We start from the raw sequence: 26,289 nt of genomic DNA, 5'->3' as shown, positions 1-26,289 counted from the left end.
ACGCACAGCGCGCAGCATCGGCTCAGCTCGGATGCTGTGCTCGGGCCGCATACCTCCGCGCCGCAGCACCGCGCCCTGCTCTGCCCGGGGCGCGCGAGCGCGGCGTTGGCGTGGCGTCGGCGTCACCGGGCGAGCACGTGAGCGCCCGCTCTGCGAGCGCGCTCACATGCCGAGCAGCATCGGCTCCCGCTGCCGCACGAACCCCTCGACGAGCTCCCGCTGCTCGCCCGAGAGCCGCACGAAGCGCGCCCCGAACCCAGGCGGGCCCTCCTCCTCTGCCTCGCGCGTCCATTCGACCACCCCCACCGCGTCGATCTCGCCGCCCTCCGCGAACGGGATCTTGAGCGCCACCGTCGTCCCGCGCGCCGGCGGCGGCCGGAAGGTCGGCACGAAGATGCCGCCGTGGTCGACGACGTCGGCCGCGGGCGCCGTCCGGTAGAAGTTCGCCGGCGACGCCGCCCCGACCCGCGCCTCGAAGCGCGGCGGCGGCGGCTGGCTCTGCGGGCGCGCCGCAGCGCGGACCTTCTCCTCGAGCGACCGGAGCCCCTGCGCGAGCTCCGAGACCTGCGCCTCGATCGCACGGATGCCGAACGCGCTCTGCGTCGTCGCCTTCGCGAGCGGCGCCACGATCCGCTCCACCAGAGACAGGTGGTGCCCCACGAACTCCGACACCGAGCGATCCGTCTCGACCTTCACGTCGACCCGGGGCTGCGCCACCCCCTTGAGCGCCGCGGAGAGCCGCTCCATCTCGGGCGCGAGCCACTGCTTCATCTCCCGCGCCCGCGCGTCCCCCGCCTGCGCCACCGCGGCCGCCTTCCCGATCGCCCCGCGGATGCCCTCCAGCTGCTCGCCCAGCATCGACAGCGTGCCGGTGACGCGCACGACCGGGTCGTCCTCCTTGCCGCCCATGCGCTTGATGCGCACGAAGCCCTTCTTGATCTCGTCCCACCGCGCCGACTGCTCCGGCGTCATCCGGCCGCGCAGCTCGGCGAGCTTGAGGAGGTTCTGCTCGGCGCCCGTCGTCAGCGTCTGCGACTCGCTCACGTAGTGATCGTCGATGAGCCGGTCGACCTCCTCGGGCGTGTGCGCCGCCACGACCTTCTCGGCCAGCTTGTTCATGTTCCGGTAGCTGCCCTGCAGCTTGAACGGCGGCTCCGTCCGGAAGGCGTCGTCCTGCGACGCGCTCCGGATGTACTCGAGGTTCACGGACAGGAGCACCTTCTGCACCCGGAAGAGCCGCTCGAACACGGCGACCATCTCCGAGACCTCCGCGGCGGAGTAGGCGTGCTCGAGCTCCGTCGCGGCGATGGCCTCGCCCTGCGCCATCCGGATGAGCTTGTGTGTGTCGCCCGGCGCGCGCCCGGAGAGCGGCGCGAGCGTCGGGTTCGACGTGAGCGCGTTCTCCAGGTAGCTCAGCGCGAACAGCGCTTCTTTCCCGTCGAGGACGTCGCCGAGGTTGTACGTGTCGGCCCGGTTCGACAGCATGTCGGGGATCTGGAAGCGCGCGCCCGACTCCGTGTACGGGTTGCCCGCCATCACCACGCAGAACTTCTTGCCGCGCAGGTCGTACGTCCTCGTCCGGCCCCGCCAGACGCCCTCGATCCGGCGCTGCCCGTCGCAGAGCGAGATGAACTTCTGGAGCAGCTCCGTGTTCGTGTGCTGGATGTCGTCCAGGTACAGCATCACGTTGTTGCCCATCTCGAACGCCAGGTTGATCTTCTCGACCTCCTGGCGCGCCGTCGCGTTCGGGGCCTCGGCCGGGTCGAGCGACGTCACCTCGTGGCCGAGCGACGGCCCGTTCACCTTCATGAACACGAGGCCGAGCTTGCTCGCGACGTACTCCATCAGCGTCGTCTTGCCGTAGCCCGGCGGCGAGATGAGCAGCAGCATGCCCATCAGGTCGGTGCGCTTCACGTCGCCCGCGGCGCCGAGCTGCTTCGCCAGGTTGGCGCCGACGAGGGGCAGGTACACCTCGTCGATGAGCCGGTTGCGCACGAACGACGTGAGCACCCGCGGCGCGAACTCCTCGAGGCGCAGCCGCTTCCGCTCCCGCTCCGCGATCTCGCTCCGCACCTTCCTGTACGCGCGGTAGCGCGGCGCCCTCTCGTGCAGGAAGTCCTCGATCCTGCTCAGGAATTCGTCGAGCCGGAGCGCGATCGCGCGCTCCTTGATGCGCGGGTGCTGCCCGAGCAGCCCCTCGACGCGGGCCTCGGTGACGGCCCCGCTCGGCTCCCGCTCGATGTGCCGCTCCGTCACGACGACGACCGCGGCCTCGAGGGCGAGGTGACTTAACGAGCCCGGGGGTTTGGGGGCAGAGCCCGGCTTGCCGGGCGAGCCCCCATCGTTGGCGACCGCGGCGAAACCTTTCAGCCACGCGAGCGCGAGCTCCAGCCGCTCGGCCGGGTGCTTCTCGAGCTGCCGCAGGTCCTCCTCGAACGCCGCGCGGCCCCCCGTGAGGTCGAGGCGCGCGAGCAGCGCGTCGCGCAGCTCGAGCGCCGCGTCGCTCGTCACGAACCGGGGGCGCTCCGCCGCCAGCTCCTCGACGAGGTACCGCGCCGCCACGCGCACGTCCGCCGCGCTCGCCTCGAGCCTGTGCGCCGCCGCCGCCGCGGCCACGCCCTGCGCGAGCTCGGCCGCGAGCGCCGCCCGCGCCTCGCTCTCGCCGAGCTGCGCCGCGAGCCGGCCGAGGCTCCGCGACCGCCGGTGCGCGAGGTCCCGGGCGCGCGCGTCGAGCCCCGCCCACGTCAGGCAGGCGAGGGCCCGCGGCGCGCTCCCGAAGCGCAGGAGCCCCGCCGTGGACCGCAGCGCGAGCAGCTTCTCCAGGATCAGCGCCGCGTCCGCGTCGTGGACGCCGCGCTCGTAGCCCTCGTCGTGCCGGCCCTCCGCGTACGCCCGCACCGCGCCGAGCAGCCCGCCCGGGCCGAGCGACGCCTCGCGCAGCCGCTCGATCGACAGCCCGCCCCGCCCCGCCTCCGCGTCCGCGAGCATCGAGCCCGCGAGGAGCTCGCCCCTGTAGACCTCGGGGGTCTCGCTCGCGAGCTCCTGGCCCCAGAGATCCCGCGCGCTCTCGAGCGCCGGGTCCTCGATCGGCTCGAAGAAGTCGGTCCCGGTGAGGTGCAGCGCGAGCCCGTCGCCGCGCGGGACCAGCGTGAGCTCCAGGGACTGCGTGCTCACGTTGAAGCGGTGGCGGCCCAGCTTGATGACGTCGCCGCCGCCCTCGAACAGGTCCTCGCGGTCGCGCAGCGCCCGGAGCGCGTCCTGCCGCGCCGACTTGAGCCGCGCCTCGACCTCGTCCCCCTTCACGCTGTCGCCGAGCGCGTGGAGATCGGCCGCGAGATCGCGGAGCTTCGCGACCATGGCGTCGGACGCGAAGTACGTGTTCAGCTCGTCCACGCCCGCGAAGGTGCGCGCCCGCCGCGCCACCCCCTGGACGATCCGGTCCGCCGCGGCGACGAGGTTCGAGACGCGCCGCTGCCGCTCGTCGAGCAGCGCCTGTCTGCGCGCCGCGATCGCGTCGTTCACCTCCTCGCGCTTGGCCGCGAGCTCGCCCAGGAACTCGTCGAACTCGCCGAACTTCCCCTCGAGCTCCTCGAGCTGGACGAGCAGCTTCGACAGCTCGGCGTCGCAGCGCTCGGGCGTGTCGCACACAGCGATCGCGCTCGAGACGCTCTGGCCGAACACCTTGAACTGCGCGCCGAACTCGGCGCGCCCCTCGGCGCCCCGCAGGTCCTTGCCGCGGGCGCTCAGCGTCGCCCGCGCGCGGTTCAGCTGCGCGTAGACCTCGCTGATCCCCTCCAGGATCCGGGTCCGCGCCGTGGGGTCGTCGACCTTGAGGCTCGCCACGATCTCGGCGAGGACCGAGAGGCCCTCGTTCACGGCGTCGAGATCCGCGGCGAACGGCGCGAGCTCGGGCGACTTCGCGACGGCCTCGATCTTCGCGATGAGGCCCGCGAGCCGATCGGCCAGCGGGCGGAACGCCTGCTCGCCCAGCAGGAACGTCACGCACGCCTGGCTCACCTCGTCGGCGCGCGCGACGATCTCGGCCTCGAGCGCGTCGACGCGGCCGAGGTCCATGTACTTGAGCTCGCGGAGCGTGATGAGGTGTCCCCGCTGCCGCCGCAGCGCGGTCAGGGCCTTCAGGAACGCGTCGACGCTCGCCGCGTCCTCGGGCCGCACCCCGGAGAGCAGCTGCCGCTGCGCCGCCTCGGCCTCGGCGAGCGCGGCCGCGGCGCGCGCCTTGATGCCCTCGACCTTCTCGAACTCGTCGACGATGCTCTCGGAGACGCTCCGGAGCTCGTTCACGACGGACAGGAGATCGCCCGCCTCGGCGTGGCCGAGCCAGTAGTAGGCGTCGGCCATCCGCTCGGCGGTCCGGATGAGATCCTCGTACGTCTGCCGGGTCGGCGACCCGTCCAGCGCCGCGCGCCGCATGCTGAGCGCGTCGGAGATCCCCCGGACGAGGTCGGCGTTGCCCACCTTCGCGAGGTACGAGCCGTCGGTCGGCGCCGACGCCGCGAACTCCGCGGTCATGAACGGCGTCTGCCAGATCTGCATCGGGTGGACGCGGGTCGCCTCGTCGCTCGACGCCCGGAAGATCACCATCTTGCCGTCGTCGAAGAGGCTGTACCCGTGGCACTGGATCGGCGTCGCGATCTCCTTGCGGATCAGGTTGTACGGGAAGAGCACGTACCGCCCGTCCACGACCTGGTGGAAGACGTAGAGCACGTCTTCCCCGTTCGGAGAGCGGATGACCCGCTCGAAGACGAGGCTCTCGGTGCTGCCCTCGAAGCGCTTCGTCTCGCCGGTGATGAGGTAGTAGCCGTTCGGGAAGACGATGCCCTGGTCCTCGGGGAGGCTCAGGCAGGCGAGGCCGATCGCGTCGATGCGCGTGACCTTCCGGGTGCGGCCGTTGTAGACGAGGTAGCGGTACGAGGGCTCCCGGAACGGCTTGATCTTGAGCAGGATGAGCGGCCCGAGCCGGGCGTACTGGATGTCGGCGTCGTCGAGCGCCTGGCCCGCGTCGTCGACAGGCTCGCGGTAGATGCCGAGCCCCGTCGTCGTGTTGTTCTCGACCTTGACCGTGAGATCGCCGCCGACCGTCTCGACGAAGATCTCGCCGAGGATCGCGACGTGCGGGTGCTTGCCCTGCACGTGGTCGTCGCGGGTGGCCTGGGTCCAGGCGAAGTCGTGGGCGCGCGGCCGGACGTTGTCCTCGTCGCCGCGCGCGTCGAGGTACCGGATGCGCCCGGTCGCGTCGATGCTCCACCGGAACACCTTGGTGTCCCGCTCGGTCGCGCCGACCTGGAAGATGGCGAGCAGCCGCGTGTCGCCGCTGCGGCGCAGCTGGAGCAGCCGGGGCTCCTTGACGTAGCGGTGGAGGTCCTTGAACTCCTTGACGAAGCCGGGGTCGCCGAGGAACGCGTCGCCCTCGTCGAGCGGCACGTGGGTCAGGTCGAACGCGCCGCCGTCCTTCGCGAAGCGGTGGAGGCTGAAGACGTCGCCGACGTTGACCTCCTTCAGCCCCATGAACACGAGGTAGCCGACGAGCAGCTTGCCCCGGATGCTCACGATGTCGCGCGGCACGCAGTTGTTCTCGGTCCTGACGCGGGCGTTCTCGAGGAGCGCGAGGTCCGTGCCGCCGAACACCTCTTTTCTCCGCGCGTTGAGCGCCTCGGCGCGGCGGGCGAGCTCCTCGGCGCGCTCGACGAGCCGCCGCCGGATGACCTCGTAATTGCCCCCATCCAGCGCCTCCGCCGCCTGCGGCGGGGACGCCCCCGCCGCTCGGGCCGCGCCGTCCAAGGCCCCTGTCGACACCATGCATGCTCCGTGTGGTCAGCCGAAGAAAGGCCCGCCCCCGCGTCGAATCCGCGCGGGCCTCGGCCTGCCCGCGGCCAGGTTACAGCCGTTCGCCGCGTCCGGGGGGCGAGATGGCGACCGCGCGGCGAAGCGGCGCGGGGCGCACTTGTCAGGGCCGGGATGTCAAGCCCGATCGCCGCCGCCTCCTTCGCGCGCCGCCGCGCCGCCGCGCCGCCGCGCCGCCCACAAAATTCGTCGCGCCTCGACGCGCGGCGCGTCGGGAACCCGCTATGCCGTGAAATCCGCTTGATCCACGGGGGGGGTTGCGTTGCGATGGAGCGGGAACGAGGGCGACCCACATGTCGATGCGAGCGCGCGCCTGTGGGACACGCGCTCACCCCGTCTCCAGCGGTGCACCTCGTCGCTCGAGGTGCCTCGCGGCGTGGCTTGGACAGCGTGACGACCTTCTGAAGCAAGTTGGGATGGTGGCGTCGATGGGCTTGGGAAAGAGACTTACTTCCGTGCTCCTCGTCATGCTCGCCGGTCCGCTCGTCGCCTGCGGCGGCGATGATGGCGGCGGCGGCGAGGGCGGCGCGGGCAGCGGCGTGGGCGGCGAGGGCGGGGCGGGCGGCGGGGCTGCTGGCACCGGCGGTGAGGACAGCAGCGGAAGCTTCGGCGGGTTCATGACGGTCGGATCGGGCGGGAGCGGGGGCGCCGGGGGCGATCCCTGCGAATCGCCGGATCCTCCGCCGGAGTGCGACGCGGTCGAGCCGGCGTGCGGCGACGGCGAGATCAACCAGGGGAGCGAGGCGTGCGACGACGGGAACAGCCTCCCCGGAGACTGCTGCTCTGGCGCCTGCAAGGTGGAGCCGTACTGCGTCTGCGAGCCCGGGGAGCTCTGTCACACGACGATCGCGTGCGGCAACGGGGCGGTGGAGCCCGGCGAGAGCTGCGAGGACGGCAACACCGCCTCGGGCGACGGCTGCGACGATCGCTGCCAGAGGGAGCCGGGCGACTGGGTCTGCCGGACGCCGGGGGAGCCGTGTTACCGGCTCCACTCGTGCGGCGACGCGCGCGTCTCGGGCGGGGAGACCTGCGACGACGGGAACGCGGTGTCCGGAGACGGCTGCTCCGAGGTCTGCGCGCTGGAGGACCCTGGCAGCGTCACGTGCCCTGTCCCCGGGCAGCCTTGCAAGCCGGTGGAGCGCTGCGGCGACGGCCGCCTGCGGCCGACCGAGCGGTGCGACGACGGCAACACCGAGCCGGGCGACGGCTGCTCGCCGAGCTGCCTTGTCGAGGCCGGCTGGAAGTGCCCGGACGGCGTGCACTGCACGTTCACGGTCGTGTGCGGCGACGGCCAGATCGGCGTGGGCGAGGCGTGCGACGACCGCAACACGGTCTCGGGCGACGGCTGCTCATCGACCTGCGGCCTCGAGGCCGGGTTCGACTGCGCGCGCGCGGGGAGCCGCTGCACGGCGGTCTGCGGCGACGGGCGCGTCGTCGGGGGCGAGGACTGCGACGACGGCGATACGAGGAATGGCGACGGGTGCGACGCCACCTGCAAGTGGGAGCCTGGCCTCGTGTGCCAGCCGGCGACCGGCGGCTACACCTGCCGCGCTACCGTCTGCAACGACGGGAAGAGGGAGGGCTCGGAGCCGTGTGACGACGGCAATGCCAACCTCGGCGACGGCTGCACGCCGTTCTGCCAGGTCGAGCCGGATTGCGGCGACAGCGGGTGCTCGTCGGCCTGCGGCGACGGGCTGCGCCTCGGCGACGAGGCGTGCGACGACGGCAACACGAGGAGCGGCGACGGCTGCTCGAGCGGGTGCATGGTCGAGCCGGGGTACAGCTGCCGGAACGACTCGACCCTTGGCGACGAGCTCCGCGTGCCGATCGTGTACCGCGACTTCAAGCACGACGCGCCGAACTTCGAGCCTGACTCCAACCCGCCGGACGCCATCGTCACGGGCATCGTGCAGGCCCTCCTGGGCGCCGACAACAAGCCCCAGTTCGCCGCGGCGCGGCCCAACGCCTTCCTCACGAACGCCACCGATTTCAACCGCTGGTACAACAACTCGTCCCTCTCGAAGACGGTCGTGGACTGGCTCCCGCTCGCGCGGGTCGGGACGTCGGACGTGTTCCTCTTCGAGGATCACCTGTTCTTCCCGCTCGACGGCAAGGGCTGGCAGGCCACGTCGGTGCCGGCGGCGGAGCGCGAGGCGAGCCGCGAGGCCCGCGATCCGTTCAACGACTGGGCCACGGCGGGCAACCACAACTTCTACTTCACGAGCGAGGTCCGCACCTGGTTCGAGTACCACGGCGGGGAGCGGCTCGATTTCTACGGGGACGACGACGTCTGGGTGTTCATCAACAACCGGCTCCGCATCGACCTCGGCGGCATCCACACCCCGATGGGGACCGGCGAGGTCGCCGGCGTCGAGGACGATCGCGGGACGGTGCTCATGGATGACCTCGGCCTCACGGAGGGGCGCGTCTACGAGGTCGTCGTGTTCCAGGCGGAGCGCCACACCACGGCGTCGAGCTACAAGCTGACGCTCGGGGGCTTCAACGCGGCCTCGTCCGTGTGCGAGCCCGTGTGCGGCGACGGCATCGTCACGCCCGACGAGCAGTGCGACGACGAGGACGAGAACGGCGCGGGGTACGGGAAATGCTCGACGAGCTGCACGCTGGGGCTTTACTGCGGCGACGGGGTGACGACCGCGCCGTACGAGATCTGCGACGACGGCACCAACCTGGGCGGCTATGGCTCCGAGGCTTGCGCGCCGGGCTGCGTGGCGGCTCCCCGCTGCGGGGACGAGGAGATCGACAGCCAGTTCGGCGAGGAGTGCGACGACGGCGTGAACGACGGCCGCTACGGCGGGTGCACGGCGGAGTGCGTGATCGGGCCGCGGTGCGGCGACGCGGTCGTCCAGCAGCCCAACGAGACGTGCGACGACGGCGTGAACGACGGCCGCTACGGCGGGTGTACGGCGGAGTGCGGCGACGCGGCGAAGTGCGGCGACGGGGTCACCCAGGACGCGTGGGGCGAGGAGTGCGACGACGGCGTGAACGACGGCAGCATGGGCTGCCTCGGTTGCCGGATCGGCGCCGTCTGCGGCGACGGGAGCGTGCAGCGGGAGCTCGGCGAGGAGTGCGACGACGGACAGAACGACGGCGGCTACGGCGAGTGCGCTCTGGGCTGCGTGTACGGCCCGCGCTGCGGCGACGGCGTGACCCAGGCGCCGCCCGAGCAGTGCGACGACGGACAGAACGACGGCGGCTACGGCGAGTGCGCTCCGGGCTGCGTGTTCGGCCCGCACTGCGGCGACGGCGTGCGGCAGACGGCGTTCGAGGAGTGCGACGACGGCAACACCGCGAGCGGCGACGACTGCAGCGCCACGTGTCACAACGAGATCCACTGATCCAGCGCGCGCCCTGACGGCGACGGGAGCGCGGCGGCTCGCCTGGGGCCGTCGCGCTGCCCTCTCGACGGCGCAGCACACGTAACACGCGGGCTATCGAAGAGGGGGACCATGCGAAATTCGACATCTGGCGCGCTCACGTTGCTCGCGCTCCTTCCGGGGTTCTTTCTCGGGTGCTCCGGCGAGGAAGCGCCGGGCTCCACGGCGGCGTCTCCGACGTTCCATCGAGACGTCGAGCCGCTGCTGCAGAAGCACTGCATGAGCTGCCATTCTCCCGGCAACATCGCCCCGTTCAGCCTGACGGCGTACGACTCCGCGCACAGCGTGGCCAGCCTGCTCGCGCGCTCGGCGCGGGACCGCACGATGCCGCCGTGGGGTGCGATGGAGACGGACGAGTGCCAGCCTCCTCACGGCTGGAAGGACGATCTCCGGTTGACGGAGGAGGAGATAGCGGTCCTCGAGGCGTGGGCCGCCTCGGGCGCTCCCGAGGGGGATCCGGCGGACGCGCCGCCCCCGTTCGTGGCCGAGGCGCCGGGGCTGCCCGGCGTCGAGCTGGAGGTCGCGCCGCGGGAGCCGTTCGTCGCGAGCGGCGATGCCGACCAGTTCCGGTGTTTCGTGATGGATCCTGGGCTCACGGAGACGCGGTACATCAACGGCGTTCACCTCATGCCGGGCAACAGCAAGGTCGTGCACCACGCGCTCGTGTTCCTCGACAAGGAGGGCGCGACCGACGCGCTCGTGGATGAGCACGGCGGATACGACTGCTTTGGCGGCCCCGGGTTCTCGGGCGAGCTCGTCGCCGCGTGGGCGCCGGGGGGCGTGCCCATCGAGCTCGAGCCGAACATCGGCGCTGAGCTCCCGGCGGGGGCGCGGCTTGTGATGCAGGTCCACTATCACCCGGCCGGGACGACCGCAGAGCCGGACGCGACGCGCCTCCAGCTGCGCTTCACCCAGGGCGTGCCGGAGTGGCTCATGGGCATCGCGCTGATCGGCAACTTCGAGTCTCCCTTCGCGCAGGGGCGCGGCCTCCTCCCCGGGCCGAACGACGCGGATGGCGTGGAGTTCCTGATCCCCGCCGGCGTGAAGGACCATGTCGAGACCATGCAGTTCAGGCTGCCCGCTGCGGTCTCTCTCTCGGAGACGTACCTCTACGGCGCAGGCACGCACATGCACTATGTGGGCACGGACATGAAGGTCACCCTCGCCCGCGAGGAGGGCGCCGCCGACGCGCCTGCGGAGCAGTGCCTGGTGCAGACGCCGAGGTGGGACTTCTCGTGGCAGCGCGGGTTCTACTACGACGCTCCCATCGAGCAGCTCCCGCGCCTCCGCGGCGGCGACCTGCTGACGATGCGCTGCACGTACGACAACTCGAACGGCAATCCATTCCTCGCGAAGGCGCTCAAGGAGCAGCACCTCCCCGCCCCGGTGGACGTGCACCTCGGCGAGAGCACCCTCGACGAGATGTGCCTCGCCGCCGTGATCCACGTGACGAGGAAGCGGTAGCGATCATGGCGCGATGACATCGGGAGATCGGTAGTGGTCGGCGAGAAGCTTGCCCCGGAGGCGGCCGGGAGCCCCGTCCGCTCGGGCGAGCTCTCGCGGATCCCGGAGGCGGCGGTCGGCGACGCGAGCCGGCATGCAGCGGCGCGTGGGGGGACGCGCGCCGGCGTGCAGCGGCGCGTGGGGGGACGCGCGCCGGTGTGCAGCGGCGCGTGGGGGGACGCGCGCCGGCGTGCAGCGCCGCGTCGGCGATGCGCCTCGGGGAGCCGCCGCCGCGTCGCCGACGCGCCCCGGGGACACGGCAACGGCGGGGGGACCGCCGCCGCGTCGTCAACGGCGCGGTCGAGCACGTGGAGGAGCTGCGCGCGGGTTGCGATCGGCACTCCTCTCGCCGAGCATGCCCGCATGGCGCGAACGGCTCCTTTTCCGAATGCGATGGTGATCCCCGGCATGAACCCCGGCGTCTTCATCCTCGGCGGCGGCGGGGGCGGCGGAGGTGGAAACGGTCGCGGCGGAAATGGCCGCGGCGACGGCCAGGACGGTGATGGGAAGAACGGCGGCAACGGCGCGCGCGGCGGCGGCAAGGACGCTGGCAGCTGCGGGCCGGGCAGCGGCGGCGGCTGCCCCAACCCCACGCATGGCAGCGGCGGCGGCACGCACGCGGGCGATCCGGTCGATCCGATCACCGGGCGTGTGACCACGGTGGCGGTCGTCGATCTCGCGCTGCCCGGCGCGATCCCGCTCGTGATCAAGCGCAGCTACAGCTCGGCGCTCGCCGAGGAGGATTGCGGCCTGGGCTTCGGCTGGACGCACTCGCTCGCGTGGCAGGTCGAGGAGCGGCGCCGTGGCCTGCGGGTGCTGGAGCCGCACGCGGCGGCGACGGAGCTGCCGAGGAAGCTCGAGCCGGGCGAGTCGGCGCGGCTCCCATGCGGGCTGCTGACGCGGTACGCGTGGGGCTACGCGCTCGCAGCGGAAGGGCTGGCGTACCTGTTCGCGGAGCCGCGGGGCAGCCGCTGGCTGTTGAGCCGGATCGTCGACATCCACGACAACGCCCATCTCGCTCGCCTACGAAGACGGCCGCCTCGCACAGGTTATCGACAGCGTGGGCCGTGTCGTGCGCGTGCGGCGGCACGGCGACGGGCGCATCGTCGCCTTCGAGGTCAAGAACGCCTTTGCGCACGGTCGGTGGGAGACAAGGCGGCGGTACGCGTTCGACGCGCGCGGCGACCTCGTCGCGGCCGAGGACGCCGCGGGGCACGCGCACCGCTTCGCCTACGACGAGGACCATCGCCTGGTGCGGAGGGAAGAGCCCGGCGGGCTCGTGGCGGAGTTTCGCTACAAGGACAGGCGCTGCATCGAGGGGTGGTGTCACCGCGAGGGCAACGACGCGCTCGACGACGGCGTGCGGGGGACCTTGAGCGACGGTTCGCGGGCGAAGGGGTTCCTGCACGTCAAGGTCGACCACCACGATGGCGTGCTCACGGAGGTGATCACCTCACGCGCAATCCGGCGGGTCGACGGCAATGTGTTCGGCAAGCTCGACCGGATGGTCTGGGGCGCGGGCGGCGGCGTACACATGTTCGGCTACGACGACACCGGCGCGCTGCGCGAGTACCGGGACGCGCTGGGGCAGGTCTTCCGCTGGGAGCGCGACGCGGACGGGCGGCTCCTGGCCGAGGTCGATCCGGCGGCGAACAGGACCGCCTACGAGCACGACGCGCGCGGGTTCGTTTCGGCCATGACCGACGCGCTCGGCGACACCGCGCGCTACGACCGCGACGCGCGCGGCGATGTGGTGGCCGTCTATGATGACATGGGGTTCGTCGTCGGATTCGCCTACGACACGCGCGGCCTGCTGATCGGCGCGACCCTGCCGAACGGCGGCGAGACGCGCATGGAGTACGACGCGCTCGCGAACCGCGTCCGCGTCGTCGAGCCCGACGGCGCCGAGCGGCGCATCCGCTACGACTTCCTCGGCCGGGTGATGGGTTTCGTGGACGAACGGGGGCACGAGACCCGCTTCGCGTACGACGCCTGCGGCAGGCTCGCGGCCGTGTTCGGGCCGAGCGGCGCGGTGACGCGCTACGACTTCGACACCGACGGCAACCTGGCGAGGATCAGCGACGCCGATGGGCGCGCGACCACGCTGCGCTGGGGCGGCTTCCACGTCGTCACCGAGCTCGTGAGGCCCGACGGGAGCACGGTGCGGTACCGCTACGACCGCGAGCAGGACCTGGTGCGCATCGTCAACGAGGTGGGCGAGGAGCACCGGATCGAGCGCGACGCCGAGGGGCGCATCACCGGCGAGCGGACCTTCGATGGGCGGGAGATCCGGTACAGGCTCGACCTGCTGGGCAGGATCGTCCGGAGGGAGTGCGGTCTCGAGCGCGTCGATCTCGAGTACGATCCGCTCGGCAGGCTCGTGAAGCGGAGCACCTCCGACGGGCGCGAGGACGTGTTCGAGTACGATCCGGTCGGCCGGATCGAGCGCGCGGTCAGCGGCGACATCGAGTGCGAGTACACCTACGACCGGCGGGGGCGGGTGACGACCGAGGTGACGCGGCGGGGCGCCGAGGTGCTCGCGGCGTTCGCGTGGACCTACGACGGCATGGGCAAGGCCACCTCCGTCCGCGGGCCGGGGGGCGAGATGAGCGTGCAGCGCGACGTCCGGGGGCGGCCCGTCGCCGTGCAGAGCAGCGGAGAGCGCGAGCCGCTGCGCCTCGCCTACGACGCGCGCGGCTTCGAGGTCGAGCGGCTCTTGCCGGGCGGCGGTGCCATCGCGACCGAGGTCAACGCGGAGGGGTGGATGGAGCGGCAGCGCGTGCTCGGCAGACCCACCGCGCCGCGCGTCGGTCCGGGAGAGCCCGCGTGGGTGGGGCCGCTGCCGTCGCGCGAGACGTGGCGAAGGACGTACGCTTGGTCCCCTGCGGGGCTGCTACGCACCGACGAGGACCTCGGCGGCACGGTGGGAGAGCTGCTCCGCGATGCGAACGGTCGCGTCGTCGAGCGGCGCAAGGCGGGCAAGGCGGCGGAGCGGTTCCGCTTCACCGCGGCGGGAGAGGTGGAGCGAGCTGGCGAGCAGCGGACGTACGCACTGGGAGGACGGTTGACGGCGCGCACGACGGGACAAGAGACCGTGCAGTACGACTACAGCGAGCGCGGCGATGTGGTGCGCAAGCGCGTGAGCGAGCTGGACGGCGATGGGGAGGTGCGGCGCGAGCTCGTGTGGACCTACGACTGGAGCAGCGATGGGCGGCTCACGCAGGTGCGGACTTCGGAGGGGAGGACGATCTCGTTCGCCTATGACGCCTTCGGCCGCAGGATCGAGAAGCGCGTGGCGCGGCTCGGGCAGGTCGAGAGCAGGGCAAGGTATGCCTGGCGCGGCGATGTGATGGTGCACGAGCGCACCGAGCGAGCGCGGGATGGGGAGGCGCTCGTCGTGGAAGAGCGGAGCTACGTCACCCTTCCGGAGAGCGTGCTGCCACTCGCGCAGCGGGACGGCACGGCAGGTGCGCTCAGGTACTTCGTCCATGGCGTGAACGGGTTTCCGGAGGCGCTGTTCGAGGGCGACGGGAGCGTCGCGGAGGAGCTCGAAGCGGGGCTCTACGGAGACGTGCCGGCGGAGCAAGCAAGCATCACGCCTCTCAGGTTTCCGGGGCAATATGCGGACGAGGAGATGGGGCTCCACTACAACTGGCACAGGTACTACGACCCGGAGACGGGGGTGTACCTGAGCCCGGAGCCGATCGGGATCGAGGGAGGGATCAAGGCGTATGCGTATGTTGACAATTTCACGATAGATTGGGTCGATTTCAGCGGCCTGGCGCGGATGGAGTGCACCATCACGCGGACGGATGGCTCGACGATAACGGCACCAAGCCGTGGGCGGCGCCGGAGCGATCTCCACCCTGCTGTTCAGGCGGCGCTGCCCCCATCGAACGCTCGCGGTCACGACGCGAACGTCCAGCCACAGGACTGCGCAGAACCGCAGGCGCTGAGCGCCCACCTTGAGGACTGGGAGAACAGAACTGGCCTATCGTGCCGGCCAGGTGATCCTGACTGGAAGCAGCACCTGCGAAGAGCGATGGGTGAGATCAACCAGAGCGACGGCATCGCCTCATCCATGGCCGGAGTGCCACGCGCGTCGTGCCCCAATTGCTCACAGACGATCCCCCGCCTTTACGCGCTTGCCGGGATGAACCCGCCGAACGGCGTGATCGCGCCCGGGTACGGGAGTCAGGAACGCAGTGGGACTCAGACAAGGACCACCAGACCCACGAGTGGCTTCCTCTCCGACCACGGCAACCGTGCTGCCTCCAGCTTCAACGATCCACGCAACCGCGGCGGGACTCCAGGACAGGCGCCCGGACGCAGCGGGCTCGGCACCTGGACATACGACGAAGAGCGCGGATTCTGGCATCGTCGTTGAACCGCTGAGCGCTCCCTCGGCGCGCGCTCACAAGGGCTCTGAGGAACCTATGTCATGGCAAATCCTAGCATGAGAGCAGAGCAACGAGACCCACTCCCCGCGGGAGCATTCGAGTTCAACCTGGTCGAACCGAGCACCTCTCAGCACGCAACGCTGCGCATTCTCGGCCACACCTTCGGGCAGAGCCTCGCGGGCGGCGGCATTCACGGAACCAAGCATCATGTATACGACAGCGCGATCGCGGCGGTGACGGTGTTCGAACATCACGTAACGAAGCTCCTCGCATCAGGCTTCCGCCATCCCCTGCCGCCCCCTTCATCCTACACTGACGTCGAGTCGCTCATCGACGACGAGCCTGAAGAGCCCACAGGTTACCTGCTTCTCGCGGAGCTGCTCCGCGCATCAGGAGACCCGCGGGGCGAACTCATTGAAATTGAAGCTGCACGCCTTCGAGCGGACACACCGGATCTGCGCAAGCGTGAGGATGAGCTGCTGCGGGCGCACGGGGGCCGCCTCTTTGGTGCCCTCGACGATGTCCAGCACGCTCTTCCTGGCACCTTCTCGTACGAGCATTTCCTTGGGTTCGTTCGCGAGGCGACCGTGGCGGACGCCGACGCTGTTGCCCTTGCGGACGGATTTGAATCACTGCTGCTGCGCGCCGATCCACGCGACCTCGGCTTCGATCCCCGCGTCGAGCCGCCTGCACCCCACACGTACGCCATCCACGCGCTTCGCCGCTTGCTGCACCATCCTGCCGGACGCTTCCTCCGCCGCCTGCGCATCGAGGTCCACGCGGAGCTCGATCCGTTCGTTTCTTTTCTCATCGAGCACGGCCGTATCGACCGCGTCTCGCACCTGACCGTTACCTCGCGAGCTGGAGGCGCGCTTGGACACGCGTTGCCTGGATTGCTGGCCCTTGCATGCTACGCCCGAGCGCTCGGCGGGTTGACCGCATCGCCGCTACCCCAGCTCGAGCGTGTCACGGTCCGCTGGGAAGCGGCGGGACTGTCCTCGGTTCTGGCTGCACTCAGCCCTGACCGCCTTCCGGCGCTTCGGCACCTCGCGTTGTGGGACGCTCCGCTCGACGCGAAGTCAACGAGCGCCATGCTCGACGAGCCGATCCTGGCGCAGATCGAGAGCCTCGATCTCTGGTCACAGATCACGCCCCAACGCGGCATGTATGAGGCGCTGCTCGCGAGGCGGAGGGATCTGGCTCATTTGGAGCGGCTCGTCCTCGCGCGTCATGGCGCACCCGCCGATCTCGTCGCTCAGTTTGCCGACTGGCCGGCCGTGATCTGGACGGACCGGACCCGCGCTGGCCTTGAAGCAGCGGATCGAGAGGCGATCGCCGGTTTCCCTCTCGGAGGATTCCTCTTTTAGCTTCGTGAGACCACGATAATTTCGAGAAGCTCGCTTCTCCGTGGCCTCGGAGGGCACCTCGTCCCCTCGCACGTTCGGGAGCGATTCGCCGATGGGCCCGCCGTCGAATTTGTGAGTCACGATCGCCGTGAGGTCATCGCGCTCGACATCGCCGCCCTCGGCTGGGCACGGGCACTCCGCTGAGCCCCAAGAGGATCAATCCTGAGGCTCGGGTGCGCCGGGCACCGAAAACGTCGAGATGGGCCCGTATCCGGAACGGGAGAGCGCCGCTCAGGCGCGAGGGCCGCGCAGCTTCGTGAGCTCGTCGATGCCGAGCTCACGCGCCTTCTGGGCGAGCGCCTCGATCTTCTTCTTCCCGTCGGCGTCGGCGCTCGGCAAGAGCGACGTCAGGAGCCCCGACAGCGTGCCGTCCGACGGCTTCCCACCGGGCGCGACGAGCTGCTTCAGGTCCTCCGTGACGCTCGCGTTGCCGTTCAGGTAGTCGCCGGCCAGGGCGCGCACCGTCGCGCTCTGGTCGACCAGCCCGTCGAGCGACTGGCCGAGGGTGACCGCCTTGACGAAGCGATCGAAGAACGCCCCGTCGCCGCCGACGATGTTGATCTTCGCGTGCTCGAACGCCCCGTGCAGGATCTCGGCCTGCGCCTTGGCGATCTCGGCCCGGATGCGCAGCGACTCGAGCTCCACCGCGCGCTCCTTCTCGAGCCGGAGGCGGAACTCCTCGTGCTCGCGGCCGACGCCGTCGAGCGCCTTCATCGCCGCCGCCTTCTCCGCCGTGCCGGCCGCCTCGGCCAGGAGCCGCTGCTTGATCGCGGTCGCCTCGGCGAGGCCCGTCTTCTCCAGGGCGAGCGCCTCGGCCTCGCGCGTCCGCGCGGAGGCGAGCCCCTTCTGCTCGATGCCCGCCGCCTCGGCGAGCAGCCGCTCCTTCGCGACCGTCGCCTCGGCGCGCCCCTGCTTCTCGATCGCCATCGCCTCGGCCTCCTTGACCATCACCCGCGCGAGGCCCTGCTTCTCCTCGCCGGCGGCGGCGGCGTTCATCTTCTCGAGCGCCACGCGCGCCTCGGCGAACCCCTGCTTCTCGATCGCCTGCGCGTCGGCCTCCTTCACCCGGATGCGCGCCAGCCCGTCGGCCGCGGCCTCGGCCTGATGGCCCTCGGCGAGGCGGATCTTCGCGCGCGCGGCCTTGTCGCTCGCCTCGAGCTCGGCGTCGGCCGTGATGAGCTTCTCGCGCGCCCGGAACTTCGCCGCCTCCTCGCTCGCCTCGGCGCCCTTGAGCTGCTTGACGAGCTGCTCCTGCGCCTCGGCCTCGGCGTTGATGCGCGTCACGTCCTTGAGGCGCGTCGCCTCGGCCACCGCGCGCACGTCCTTGATGCGCTCCTCCTCCTCGGCCACCGTCTTCTCGACCGCGATCCTCGCCCGGACCACGTCGGCGATGTCCTTCCTCTGGACCTCGAGCTCCTTCTCGCGCGCGATCTGCTGGAGCGTCACGTCGCGCTCGCGGCTCACGATCTCGAGCTGACGCGCCTTCTCGACGCGCTCGGTCTCGACCGCGACCTCCCGCTCCTTGTTCTTCTGGGCGACCGAGACGCCGCGCTCCTTCGCCTCGCGGGCGACGAAGGCCTCCTCGTCGTTCTTCTCCTGGAGGAGCACCGTCTTCTTGCGCTCGTCGCTCACGATGCGCGCCGCCTCGTTCTGCTCGCGCGCCTGCGCCACCGCGATCTCCTTCGCCTTCTTCGCCTCGGCCTCGGCCCGGCGCTGCTCGAAGCGGAAGATGGCCTCGTCGGAGTTCAGGTTCTGGCTGCCGATCTCCATCCGCTCCTTCTGGCGGAGCTCGTTCGTCAGGACGTTCTGCGCGACCGTGAGCTCGGTGATCTTCCGGATGCCCTCGGCATCCATGATGTTGTCCTTGTCGAGCAGCTCGATGGGCGTCTGCTCCAGGTAGTCGATCGCCGCGTCGGCCAGCACGAACCCGCTCAGGTCCTTGCCGATGACGTCGATGATGTCGTCCTTGAACTTCTGCCGCTCCTTGTAGAGGTCCTCGAAGTTGAGGCGCTTGCCGACCGTCTTGAGCGCCTCGGAGAACTTCGCGGCGAAGAGCTGCTCGAGCGTCTCCGGGTTCGACGCGCGGACGCAGCCGATGGTCCGCGCGACCGTGCGCACGTCGTCCTGCGTCTTGTTCACCTGCACGAAGAAGGTGACCTTGATGTCCGCTCGGATGTTGTCCTTGCAGATGAGGCCTTCCTTGCCGCGCCGGTCGATCTCGATCGTCTTGACCGAGATATCCATGTACTCGGCGCGGTGGATGATCGGCAGCACCAGCGTCCCGGTGAAGGTGACGATGGGGTCCTGGCCTCTCGTGTTGATGATCAGCGCCTTGCCCTGATCCACCTGGCGGTAGAACTTGGCGTACATCACCAGCATCCCGAGGGCGACGAAGGCGAGGACGCCGACGAGGACGATGATTAAGGGGACGGTCACAGGGGGCACGCGGAGCTCCTTCGCGTTTCGGTGGAGGGGAGGGCGCCGGCCCCCGCGTTCACGTCGGTGAGGGTCGGACGGCCAGGCCCGCTCAGAGCCGGGTCGGGGGCCGAATGACGCCCCCTAGGGGACGAGCGTACACGAAACCGCCCGCCCGACAGCGGCGTTCAGCGGCGGCGCCCGCGCCGGCGTTCAGCCGCGGCGCTGCCGCTCGTCCGCTGCGCGCGCCGCGGGCGCGTCGTCCTCCTCGACGCCGGCCGGGCGTGCTTCCACGCGGGACGCACCCCGCTCGGCCAGGGGAGGGGGAGGGCCGAGGAGGGCGTCGAGCGGCTCGACGCTGAAGATCTCCCGGTCCGGGTCCCAGCTCACGAGCAGCGCGCGGTCGCCCCGGCGGAGCGCGCCGGGCGTGTCGCACCGGACGTCGAGGATGTGGCTCGCCCCGCCCTCGTCGATCGTCGCCTGGCCGAAGCGCTCGTCGACGCGCCCGGTGGAGATGACGCACACGCGGCCCACGAGATCCTTCTTCGACTGGCCGTGCCGGGTCACGAACAGCGGGCCGAGCGGCCGCACCGCGAGCGAGGTCGAGAGCACGGCCGCGACGAGCGAGCCGGCGAGCACCGCGACGCCGAGCGTCCAGCCAGGCAGCCCCCAGCCGAGCCAGAGCGGCTCGACGAGCACCGTCGACAGGGCGCTCGTGAACCAGCCGAACGCCGCGATCAGCGTGAGCGACACGGTCGCCGGCACGCGGTGCAGCTGGAGCGCGGCGAGGAGCGAGCCGGCGTCATGCGCGCCGCCGGCCCCGTCCGCCGTGCCCGTCGCAGCGCCCTCGAGCGAGCCCTTGGCGGCGCCTTCGAGCGAGCCCTTGACGGCGCCTTCGAGGGCGCCCTTGGCGGCACCCTCGAGCGCGCCCTTGGCGGCGCCTTCGAGCCCGCCGAGGTCGGGGGCAGCGTGGCCGTGGGCGCCGCCGAGCAGGTCGAGGTCGACCGCGCCCAGGAGGACGAACAGCCAGTAGATGAGCGCGAGCGCGAGCGCGACCGTGAAGATCACGGCAGGGAACGCGAGCGATGCGGCGAGCACCTCGGTCATAGACAGACGCGGGCAGGACGCGGCGCCCGCGACCGGCGTCTGCGATTGGATCACAAGGAGGGGATGGAGGGGGCCAAATTCGGTCGCCCGGCGCGCGGCCGAAAAGGCTTGACAGGCATGGACCGGCGCCTGTCGCGAGCCTCCCACCAGGGGGCTACCGGGATCGCGCAACCAAGATGCGATCCGGCCCGCCTGGAGAGGTGACGTCAACTCAACAGGCACCCATTCACCGAGCGCCGTGGCTCAGCGGGCTTCCTGGCCTTCGAGGCTCGAGAGCACGCTGAGGTCCTCGGGCCCACCGAAGACCGGCGCCGGCACGCCGAGGATGCCGAGATCGAGCAGTTCCCCGAACGACCTCGCCGAGATCGCGAAGTAGCCGTTGCACCGGGAAGCTCTCAGATCGGGCCTCGCGCTCGTCAGCGCGTCGAGCCTGCGCGCGCGCTCTCCCAGGATCGCGCCGACCTCCCGCGGCCGCGAGGCATGTTCGGTGAGCGCCGCGTAGGCGATGCGGATCCGCGGCTCGTCCTTCGGCAGCTTCGCGAACGCGTCCCGCGCCTCCCTCTGGAAACGCTCGGGCACGACGCAGAGCCCCGCGTGCTCCGGGATGAGCCAGCCCTTCGACAGCGAGGCAAGGAGGATCGCGCTCTCGTCGTCGAGCAGCGCCCGTGCCTGCTCCGTCGGCGGCGTCGCATAGGCCGAATCGAGGATCAGCATGCGCCGCTCGTCCGCGCGCGCCCAGCGCCGGAGCCGGGCCGCTTCGAGCGGCGACAGGCGCGAGCCCCACGGCTTCAGGGGCTCGCAGATCAACACCGCGTCGAGCCCGTCGAGGGCAGGTAACCCGAGGCGCGCATTCCACGGGACGACGGTCGCTCCCGCCTCGGCCGCGAGCTGCTGGTAAACAGGGTAGACGTCGGCGGGGACGCCGACGCGCGCTTCCCGCTTCGCGAGGAGCTCGAACAACGCGCGGAGCGAGCGACGGATACCGTGGCTGACCTGCGTGCGCGGCTTGAGCGCCTGCGGGAGCTCGAGGCGCGCGAGGAACCGCTCCGCGAGGTGACAGCGATACGGCGCCTCCGGGTGGGTCGAGGGCGCGATGGCCGGGAAGAGACGCGCGAGGCTCCGGTAAACGTTGAGCTCCGAGAGATCGACGAGCGAAGGACGCGCGGCCCTGAGCTCGGCGCGGCGCGCGAGGAACGCTTCGTGTTTCATAACGTCGAGCTCGGATCTTCCAGGGAGGCGAGGCAGGACCCGTCGGCCATCACGTTCCACGAGCGGACGAGGCCATGTGTCCGTTCCCAGCCGACCGATGGCTCGGTGTAGGCGGCCACGCGGAGCACACGGCCTCTCATGGTTCCTTCGAAGACCGGGCTCCCCCAGGGGAGCTCCGCGCATCGCTCGAAGCCGAGCTCCGCGAGCGTGTGGAGCACGAGCGAGAGAGGCACCTGGTTTGCCTCGCAATACCGGTTGGCCGCGCTCGGCGCCCACGGGTTCTCCGAGAGGCTCGAGATGTAGAGCTCCTTGAAGCACACCTCCTGAAACCCCTCTCCCGCGCTCCGTTCGAGGTAGGCGCGCACCTTCGCGGCGTCGTCGACGCCGCCGCGCTGGAGCACGCAGATGGCCCGGGTGCGGAGGCCCGGCGCGCCCCCCAGCGCGCCGGAGTCGACCTCGATCCCCAGGATGCGCGCGTCGTCTTCGCGCGTCACGCCGTGCCGGCTCACCGCGAGGGTGGTGAGCCCTGCCTCCCGGAGGCGTTCGACCTGCGCGAGGTCGAGGCGCGCGCCGTTCGTGATGAGGAGGGTCTTCGGGAAGAGCTCGGACAGGCCACGAACGAGCGCGCGGAGCCGTTCGGGCTCGAGCAATGTCGGCTCGCCGCCGCCGGTGATGACGGCGCGCTCGGCGCCGCGCTCCTTCGCGCGCTTCGCCCAGTCGAGGTAGCGCTCCAGCGTCGCGCTCTGCTGGCGCGCGAGATCCGAGACGCTCGCCTTCGAGAAGCAGAATGCGCAACGCGCCTGGCAAGCATTCGCGACGGGCAGCACCGAGATGCTCCGCGGCCGGCATTTCGCCCAGTCGACGAGGCCGGCGTCCTCCAGGCGAAAGGCCTCCGCGGTGATCTCCTCGTGCCGGGTGGGCAGGAGGGCGCCCTGCGCATCGACCCACGCCACGCCGCTCAAGGGGATCTCGCTCGCCGGCCAGCGCCAGCCGATGCCCGTGCCCGTCACGTCGTTCGGGCGCATCGCGTCGGGCCCGACGGGGAGCCGCGCCCGCAGCGCCACGACGCGATCCTTCGGCCGCCCGAGCCTCGTCACGAGCCTCCGCGCCTTCTCGAGCCCGGGCGCAAAGGGCTCGTCTTCCTTCAGCATGTAGAAAGCGTCGGGGAAGGTCGATTCACGGATCAACGCCTTCGAGTAACGCATCCCGTAGCGATCGAAGCCCCGCAGCCAGTTCGACAGCGGAATGAAGGCAACGAAGGGGACCATGGACGACATGGTCGATGAGTCACCGAGTCGAGTCAACCGGACGTGAGGCTCGCGGCGCTGCGGGCGCATGCCCGAGGTCGGCCATCGGCATGCGCCTGGCTCTTGCGAAGACGAGATGATCCGGGGGAGTGGCGACGAGCCACGGTGCGATGGGCGCACGTGCTCTCGAGAGCTCAGGCGGCGCGGCGGGGCCTTGTGAAGCGCCGGCGCAGCCGCGCGGCGGCGAGCGCCCCGAGGGCGAGCAGCCAGGCCGGTGTCTCCTGAGGGCCAGTCGCCGTGCGGCAGGCGCAGCCCCCTGCTGCGCTCGGGAGCTCACCTCCGCCGCTGCTCTGCGTGCCCGTCGCGCCAGCGCCGGTGGGCGTGGAGTCCTCGCCGCCCGCGCTGGTCGTGGTCGATGTGGCGCCTCCTTGATGGCTGGTGTCACCGCCTTGGCCGCCTGTGGCCGTGCCGCCAGCGCCCCCTTCGCCGCCAGCGCCCCCGTCGCCCCCGCCGCTGGTTCCGCCGCCTGGGTTGCCACCGGTGCCATTGCCCCCGTCGCCGCCGCCGGCGCCTGGATTGCCCCCGTCGCCGCCGCCGGCGCCTGGATTGCCCCCGTCGCCGCCGCCGGCGCCTGGATTGCCACCGACGCCGGCGCCGGCGTCGCCGCCGATGCCGCTGCTGGCGCTGCCACCGATACCACTGCTGGCATCGCCGCCGCCGCCGTCCGGATGACCACCGACACCGCTGCTGGCGCCGCCGCCGATGCCACTGCTGGTGTCGCCGCCGCCTACGCCGTTGCTGGCGCCGCCGCCGCCGCTGCTGGCGTCGCCTCCGCCGTGGCCACCCGCGGCCGTGCCGCCTGCACCGCCGCTGCCGCTCACGGCCCCGCCGCCTTCGCCCGTGGTGCCGCCGCCGGCGCCGTCGCTGCCGCCCCCCGCGCCCGCGCTCTCGCTCCCGCCGCCGCCGCCCGGCACGCAGGCGCCGCTCTGGCACATCCCGGACGACGCCGGCCGCGCTGTGACATAGAGCCACGCATTGTCGAGGCGTTGATAGCTCGTACCGCCGCCGGCGATCAGGATACGGCCGTCGTGGAGCCGCTCCACCACGGCGCTCTGATCCCTCACGTCCAGCGCCGGCGCGAGCGTCCAGGTGTCGCTGGCCGGGTCGTAGATCTCCGCCGTGAAGGCACCGTCATTGGCTCTGGATGCGGACGGGAGGCCCGTCACCAGGACCCTGCCGTCGGGGAGGAGCGCCGCGCTGGTGGGGGAGTACCGTGGCTCGACCGTCGCTCCCGTCGAGGTCCAGGTGTCGCTCGCCGGATCGTAGATCTCGGCCATCTCCAGGTTGCTTCTGCTGCTTCCTCCGCGTCCCCCGACGACGAGCACCCGGCCGTCCAGAAGCAGCGTTGCCGCGTGCTGTTGGCGGCTCCAGTTCATCGAGGCGACGCGCGTCCACGTGTTGGCCGCCGCGTCGTAGATCTCCGCGCTCACCCTCGGGGAGTCCTCGTCTCCGCCCGCGACGAGGACCCTGCCGTCCTGCAGCAACGTCGCCGTGGCGAGGCTCCGCGGGACGTTCATGGGCGCCGCCAGGGTCCACGTGTCCGTCACGGAGTCGTAGATCTCGACCTTTTCTGCGCCAGCGTCGACGTTGTTGTCGCCGCCGGCGACGAGCACCCGGCCGTCCGCGAGCGGCGTGACCGTCGCGCGGGTGATAAGGCGCGGCCCGGTGCTGGCCGCGGCCGGCGTCCACACGCCCGTCTCAGGGTCGAATCGCATCGTCGGCGAGGGGCGCCGGAGCGGGCGATCGGGGAGCCCCAGGGCCGTCCCGTCAGGAAGCGATACGAGCCTCGACGGCAGCTTCAGCCCGTCCAGCTTCGCCGGCGGCTGCCACGAGCCCGTGCTCGGGTCGTAGCGGAGCCAGACATTGCCCGGCTGCGGCGGATTGCCTGTCTCGCCGAACCCGATCATGAGCAGCGTTCCATCCTGGAGCAGCGTGGCCCCGGGCTGGTTGAGGAGGACGCCCATCCGCCCCGTCACCTCCCAACCCTCTGCGGAACCGGCGAAGTCGCAGGGCGCGCCGTCCGGCTTCATGGACGCGGGCGCCGCGCACCCCGCCGCGGGGTCGCACACCGGCGCTTCATGACAGTCGTCGACGGGCAGGCACACCGCGAGGCTCGACCCCACGCAGGCCCCGCCCACGCAAGCGCTCGCCTCGGAGCACACGTCGCCGTCGCTGCAGGGGGTCCCGTCCGGCGCGGCCGCGCCGTCGACGCACGCGCCCGCCTCGCAAACACCCCCGACGACGCACGCGTCCGTGTCGTCGCAGGTGACGCCGGTGAGCGGGGTGCAGACGCCGTCCTGCGACGCGCCCGAGGCCGCCGCGCAGGCGTCGCAGGGCCCGGCGCAGGCCGCGTCGCAGCAGACCGAGTCCGCGCAGGAGCCGCTCCCGCAGTCGCTGTCCGTCTCGCAGGCGGCGCCGAGCGGCGAGCGCTCTCGGAAGAGCACGGCAGACGCCGTGGCGGTCGTGGCGTCGATGTAGCCGCCGGCGATCAGCACGCTGCCGTCGTTGAGCCGCGTCGAGGAATGGCGGGCGCGCGCCATGGTTTCGGGCGGCTCCAGATCGAGGCTCGACCAGGAGAGGGTCGCCTCGTCGAAGATCGCGCGGGTCGCGTAGAAGGGATGGATGGGGTCCCTCGCCCCCTGCGCAAAACAGAGCTCCACACCTCCCGTGAGCAGCACCTTTCCGCTCGGGAGCAGCGATGTGCGCATTCCCTCGATGCCCGAGCCGCGCACAGCGCACGGCGTCGAGGCCGGAGCATACGACCCGGAAGTCGGCGCCCATCGATCGTCCTGCGGGAAATAGACCTGCGAGAAGGCGGGATCAGCCGGGCCCGGAGCGGCGCCGATGCCTCCCAGGACCAGGACCCCGCCGCCCGGGAGCGTCGTCGCGCTGGGGGCCTCGTGCTCGGTCGTCGGCCTTACGGCCCCGTTCTCCCAGGTCCAGAGCCGGGTCTCCAGGTCATAGAGGCTGCAGCCGGCTCCTGTCACCATGACCCGGCCGTCCTGGAGCAGCGTTGCGCTCACGGGACTGGGCCCGTAGTCCCCGTACCGGTCCACGGATTTGCAGAACGGCAATTCTGTCCAGCCGCGCGACTCCGGGTCGTAGATGGCCGAATTCATGTAATAACGCAGGTCGGCCACGCCGTCCATGTTGCGATCCGCCTTGTCCCAGCCCAGGCCGACGAGCACCGGCCTGCCGCCGGCGAGCATCATCGAGGGCGCGGGGTGGGGTATCGACAGCGGCCCTGCGGGCGTCCAGGTGTCGGTCATCGGGTCGTAGATCTCGGCCGAAGGCAGGGACGTTCCCAGCGCCGCTGCGTTCCTCGTCCTGCCGCCGGCCACGAGGACATGGCCGTCTGGCAGCAGGACGGCCGCGTGTCCGCTGCGGGCCTGGAGGAGCGGCGCCGCAGGCGACCATGTCCTGATCGCCGGGTCGTAAATCTCGACGGCCCGGAGGCTCATCGCCTCTCTCGTCGTGTAGGGCGGGTCGTCCAGCTCCGGGTATCCACCCGCGACGAGCACCCTGCCGTCCTTCAGCACCGTGGCCGTATGCTCGCCCCGCGGGGTGATCATCGGCGGCACGCTCTCCCAGGACGGCGCGGTGGCCGCCGACGCGACGCTCGCGCACAGTGCCACGAACCCGCAGGCAGCGGCGCTCCCGAGCCTTCCGATCGATCTCATGTCCC

Annotated in this window: 10 protein-coding genes and 1 pseudogene; 5 read left to right on the top strand and 6 right to left on the bottom strand. The window is 71.4% G+C overall.

The window, feature by feature from the left end; all coding sequences use genetic code 11:
• Window positions 1-162 precede the first annotated feature (162 nt).
• Window positions 163-5,817: a DNA repair ATPase gene (locus WMF11_RS29680; RefSeq protein ID WP_437973095.1), complete on the bottom strand. Its 5,655-nt coding sequence runs from the start codon at window positions 5,815-5,817 to the stop codon at window positions 163-165.
• Window positions 5,818-6,278: 461 nt separating this feature from the next.
• Here WMF11_RS29680 and WMF11_RS29675 point away from each other — a divergent pair, with 461 nt between their 5' ends.
• From WMF11_RS29675 to WMF11_RS29655, 5 genes and pseudogenes are all read left to right on the top strand, one after another.
• Window positions 6,279-9,218, top strand: coding sequence for a DUF4215 domain-containing protein (locus WMF11_RS29675; RefSeq protein WP_437973094.1), 2,940 nt, complete (start codon window positions 6,279-6,281; stop codon window positions 9,216-9,218).
• A gap of 111 nt (window positions 9,219-9,329) precedes the next feature.
• Window positions 9,330-10,721: a hypothetical protein gene (locus WMF11_RS29670; RefSeq protein ID WP_437973093.1), complete on the top strand. Its 1,392-nt coding sequence runs from the start codon at window positions 9,330-9,332 to the stop codon at window positions 10,719-10,721.
• A 402-nt stretch (window positions 10,722-11,123) separates the two neighbouring features.
• A pseudogene (locus tag WMF11_RS29665) lies at window positions 11,124-11,522 on the top strand (DUF6531 domain-containing protein); the annotation flags it as partial.
• A gap of 298 nt (window positions 11,523-11,820) precedes the next feature.
• Window positions 11,821-15,147, top strand: a complete 3,327-nt coding sequence (locus WMF11_RS29660) for an RHS repeat-associated core domain-containing protein (protein ID WP_437973092.1) — start codon at window positions 11,821-11,823, stop codon at window positions 15,145-15,147.
• Window positions 15,148-15,216: 69 nt separating this feature from the next.
• Window positions 15,217-16,527: a hypothetical protein gene (locus WMF11_RS29655; protein ID WP_437973091.1), complete on the top strand. Its 1,311-nt coding sequence runs from the start codon at window positions 15,217-15,219 to the stop codon at window positions 16,525-16,527.
• A 270-nt stretch (window positions 16,528-16,797) separates the two neighbouring features.
• Here WMF11_RS29655 and WMF11_RS29650 read toward each other — a convergent pair whose 3' ends face one another.
• From WMF11_RS29650 to WMF11_RS29630, 5 genes are all read right to left on the bottom strand, one after another.
• Window positions 16,798-19,011, bottom strand: a complete 2,214-nt coding sequence (locus WMF11_RS29650) for a hypothetical protein (protein WP_437973090.1) — start codon at window positions 19,009-19,011, stop codon at window positions 16,798-16,800.
• A 183-nt stretch (window positions 19,012-19,194) separates the two neighbouring features.
• Complete coding sequence (locus WMF11_RS29645; RefSeq protein WP_437973089.1) at window positions 19,195-20,142, bottom strand: glycine zipper family protein; 948 nt, start codon at window positions 20,140-20,142, stop codon at window positions 19,195-19,197.
• Between the two features lie 189 nt (window positions 20,143-20,331).
• Window positions 20,332-21,297, bottom strand: a complete 966-nt coding sequence (locus WMF11_RS29640) for a hypothetical protein (protein WP_437973088.1) — start codon at window positions 21,295-21,297, stop codon at window positions 20,332-20,334.
• Complete coding sequence (locus WMF11_RS29635; protein ID WP_437973087.1) at window positions 21,294-22,574, bottom strand: radical SAM protein; 1,281 nt, start codon at window positions 22,572-22,574, stop codon at window positions 21,294-21,296. Before WMF11_RS29635 ends, WMF11_RS29640 begins: the two co-directional genes overlap by 4 nt.
• 164 nt (window positions 22,575-22,738) lie before the next feature.
• Window positions 22,739-26,284 (bottom strand): kelch repeat-containing protein, encoded by a 3,546-nt coding sequence (locus tag WMF11_RS29630; protein WP_437973086.1) that lies wholly within the window; start codon window positions 26,282-26,284, stop codon window positions 22,739-22,741.
• Between the last annotated feature and the right edge of the window lie 5 nt (window positions 26,285-26,289).

It is taken from the genome of Sorangium sp. So ce295 (assembly GCF_051527405.1).
Classification (GTDB): Bacteria; Myxococcota_A; Polyangia; order Polyangiales; family Polyangiaceae; genus Sorangium; species Sorangium cellulosum_B.
This window is presented reverse-complemented; position numbering and strand designations above follow the sequence as displayed.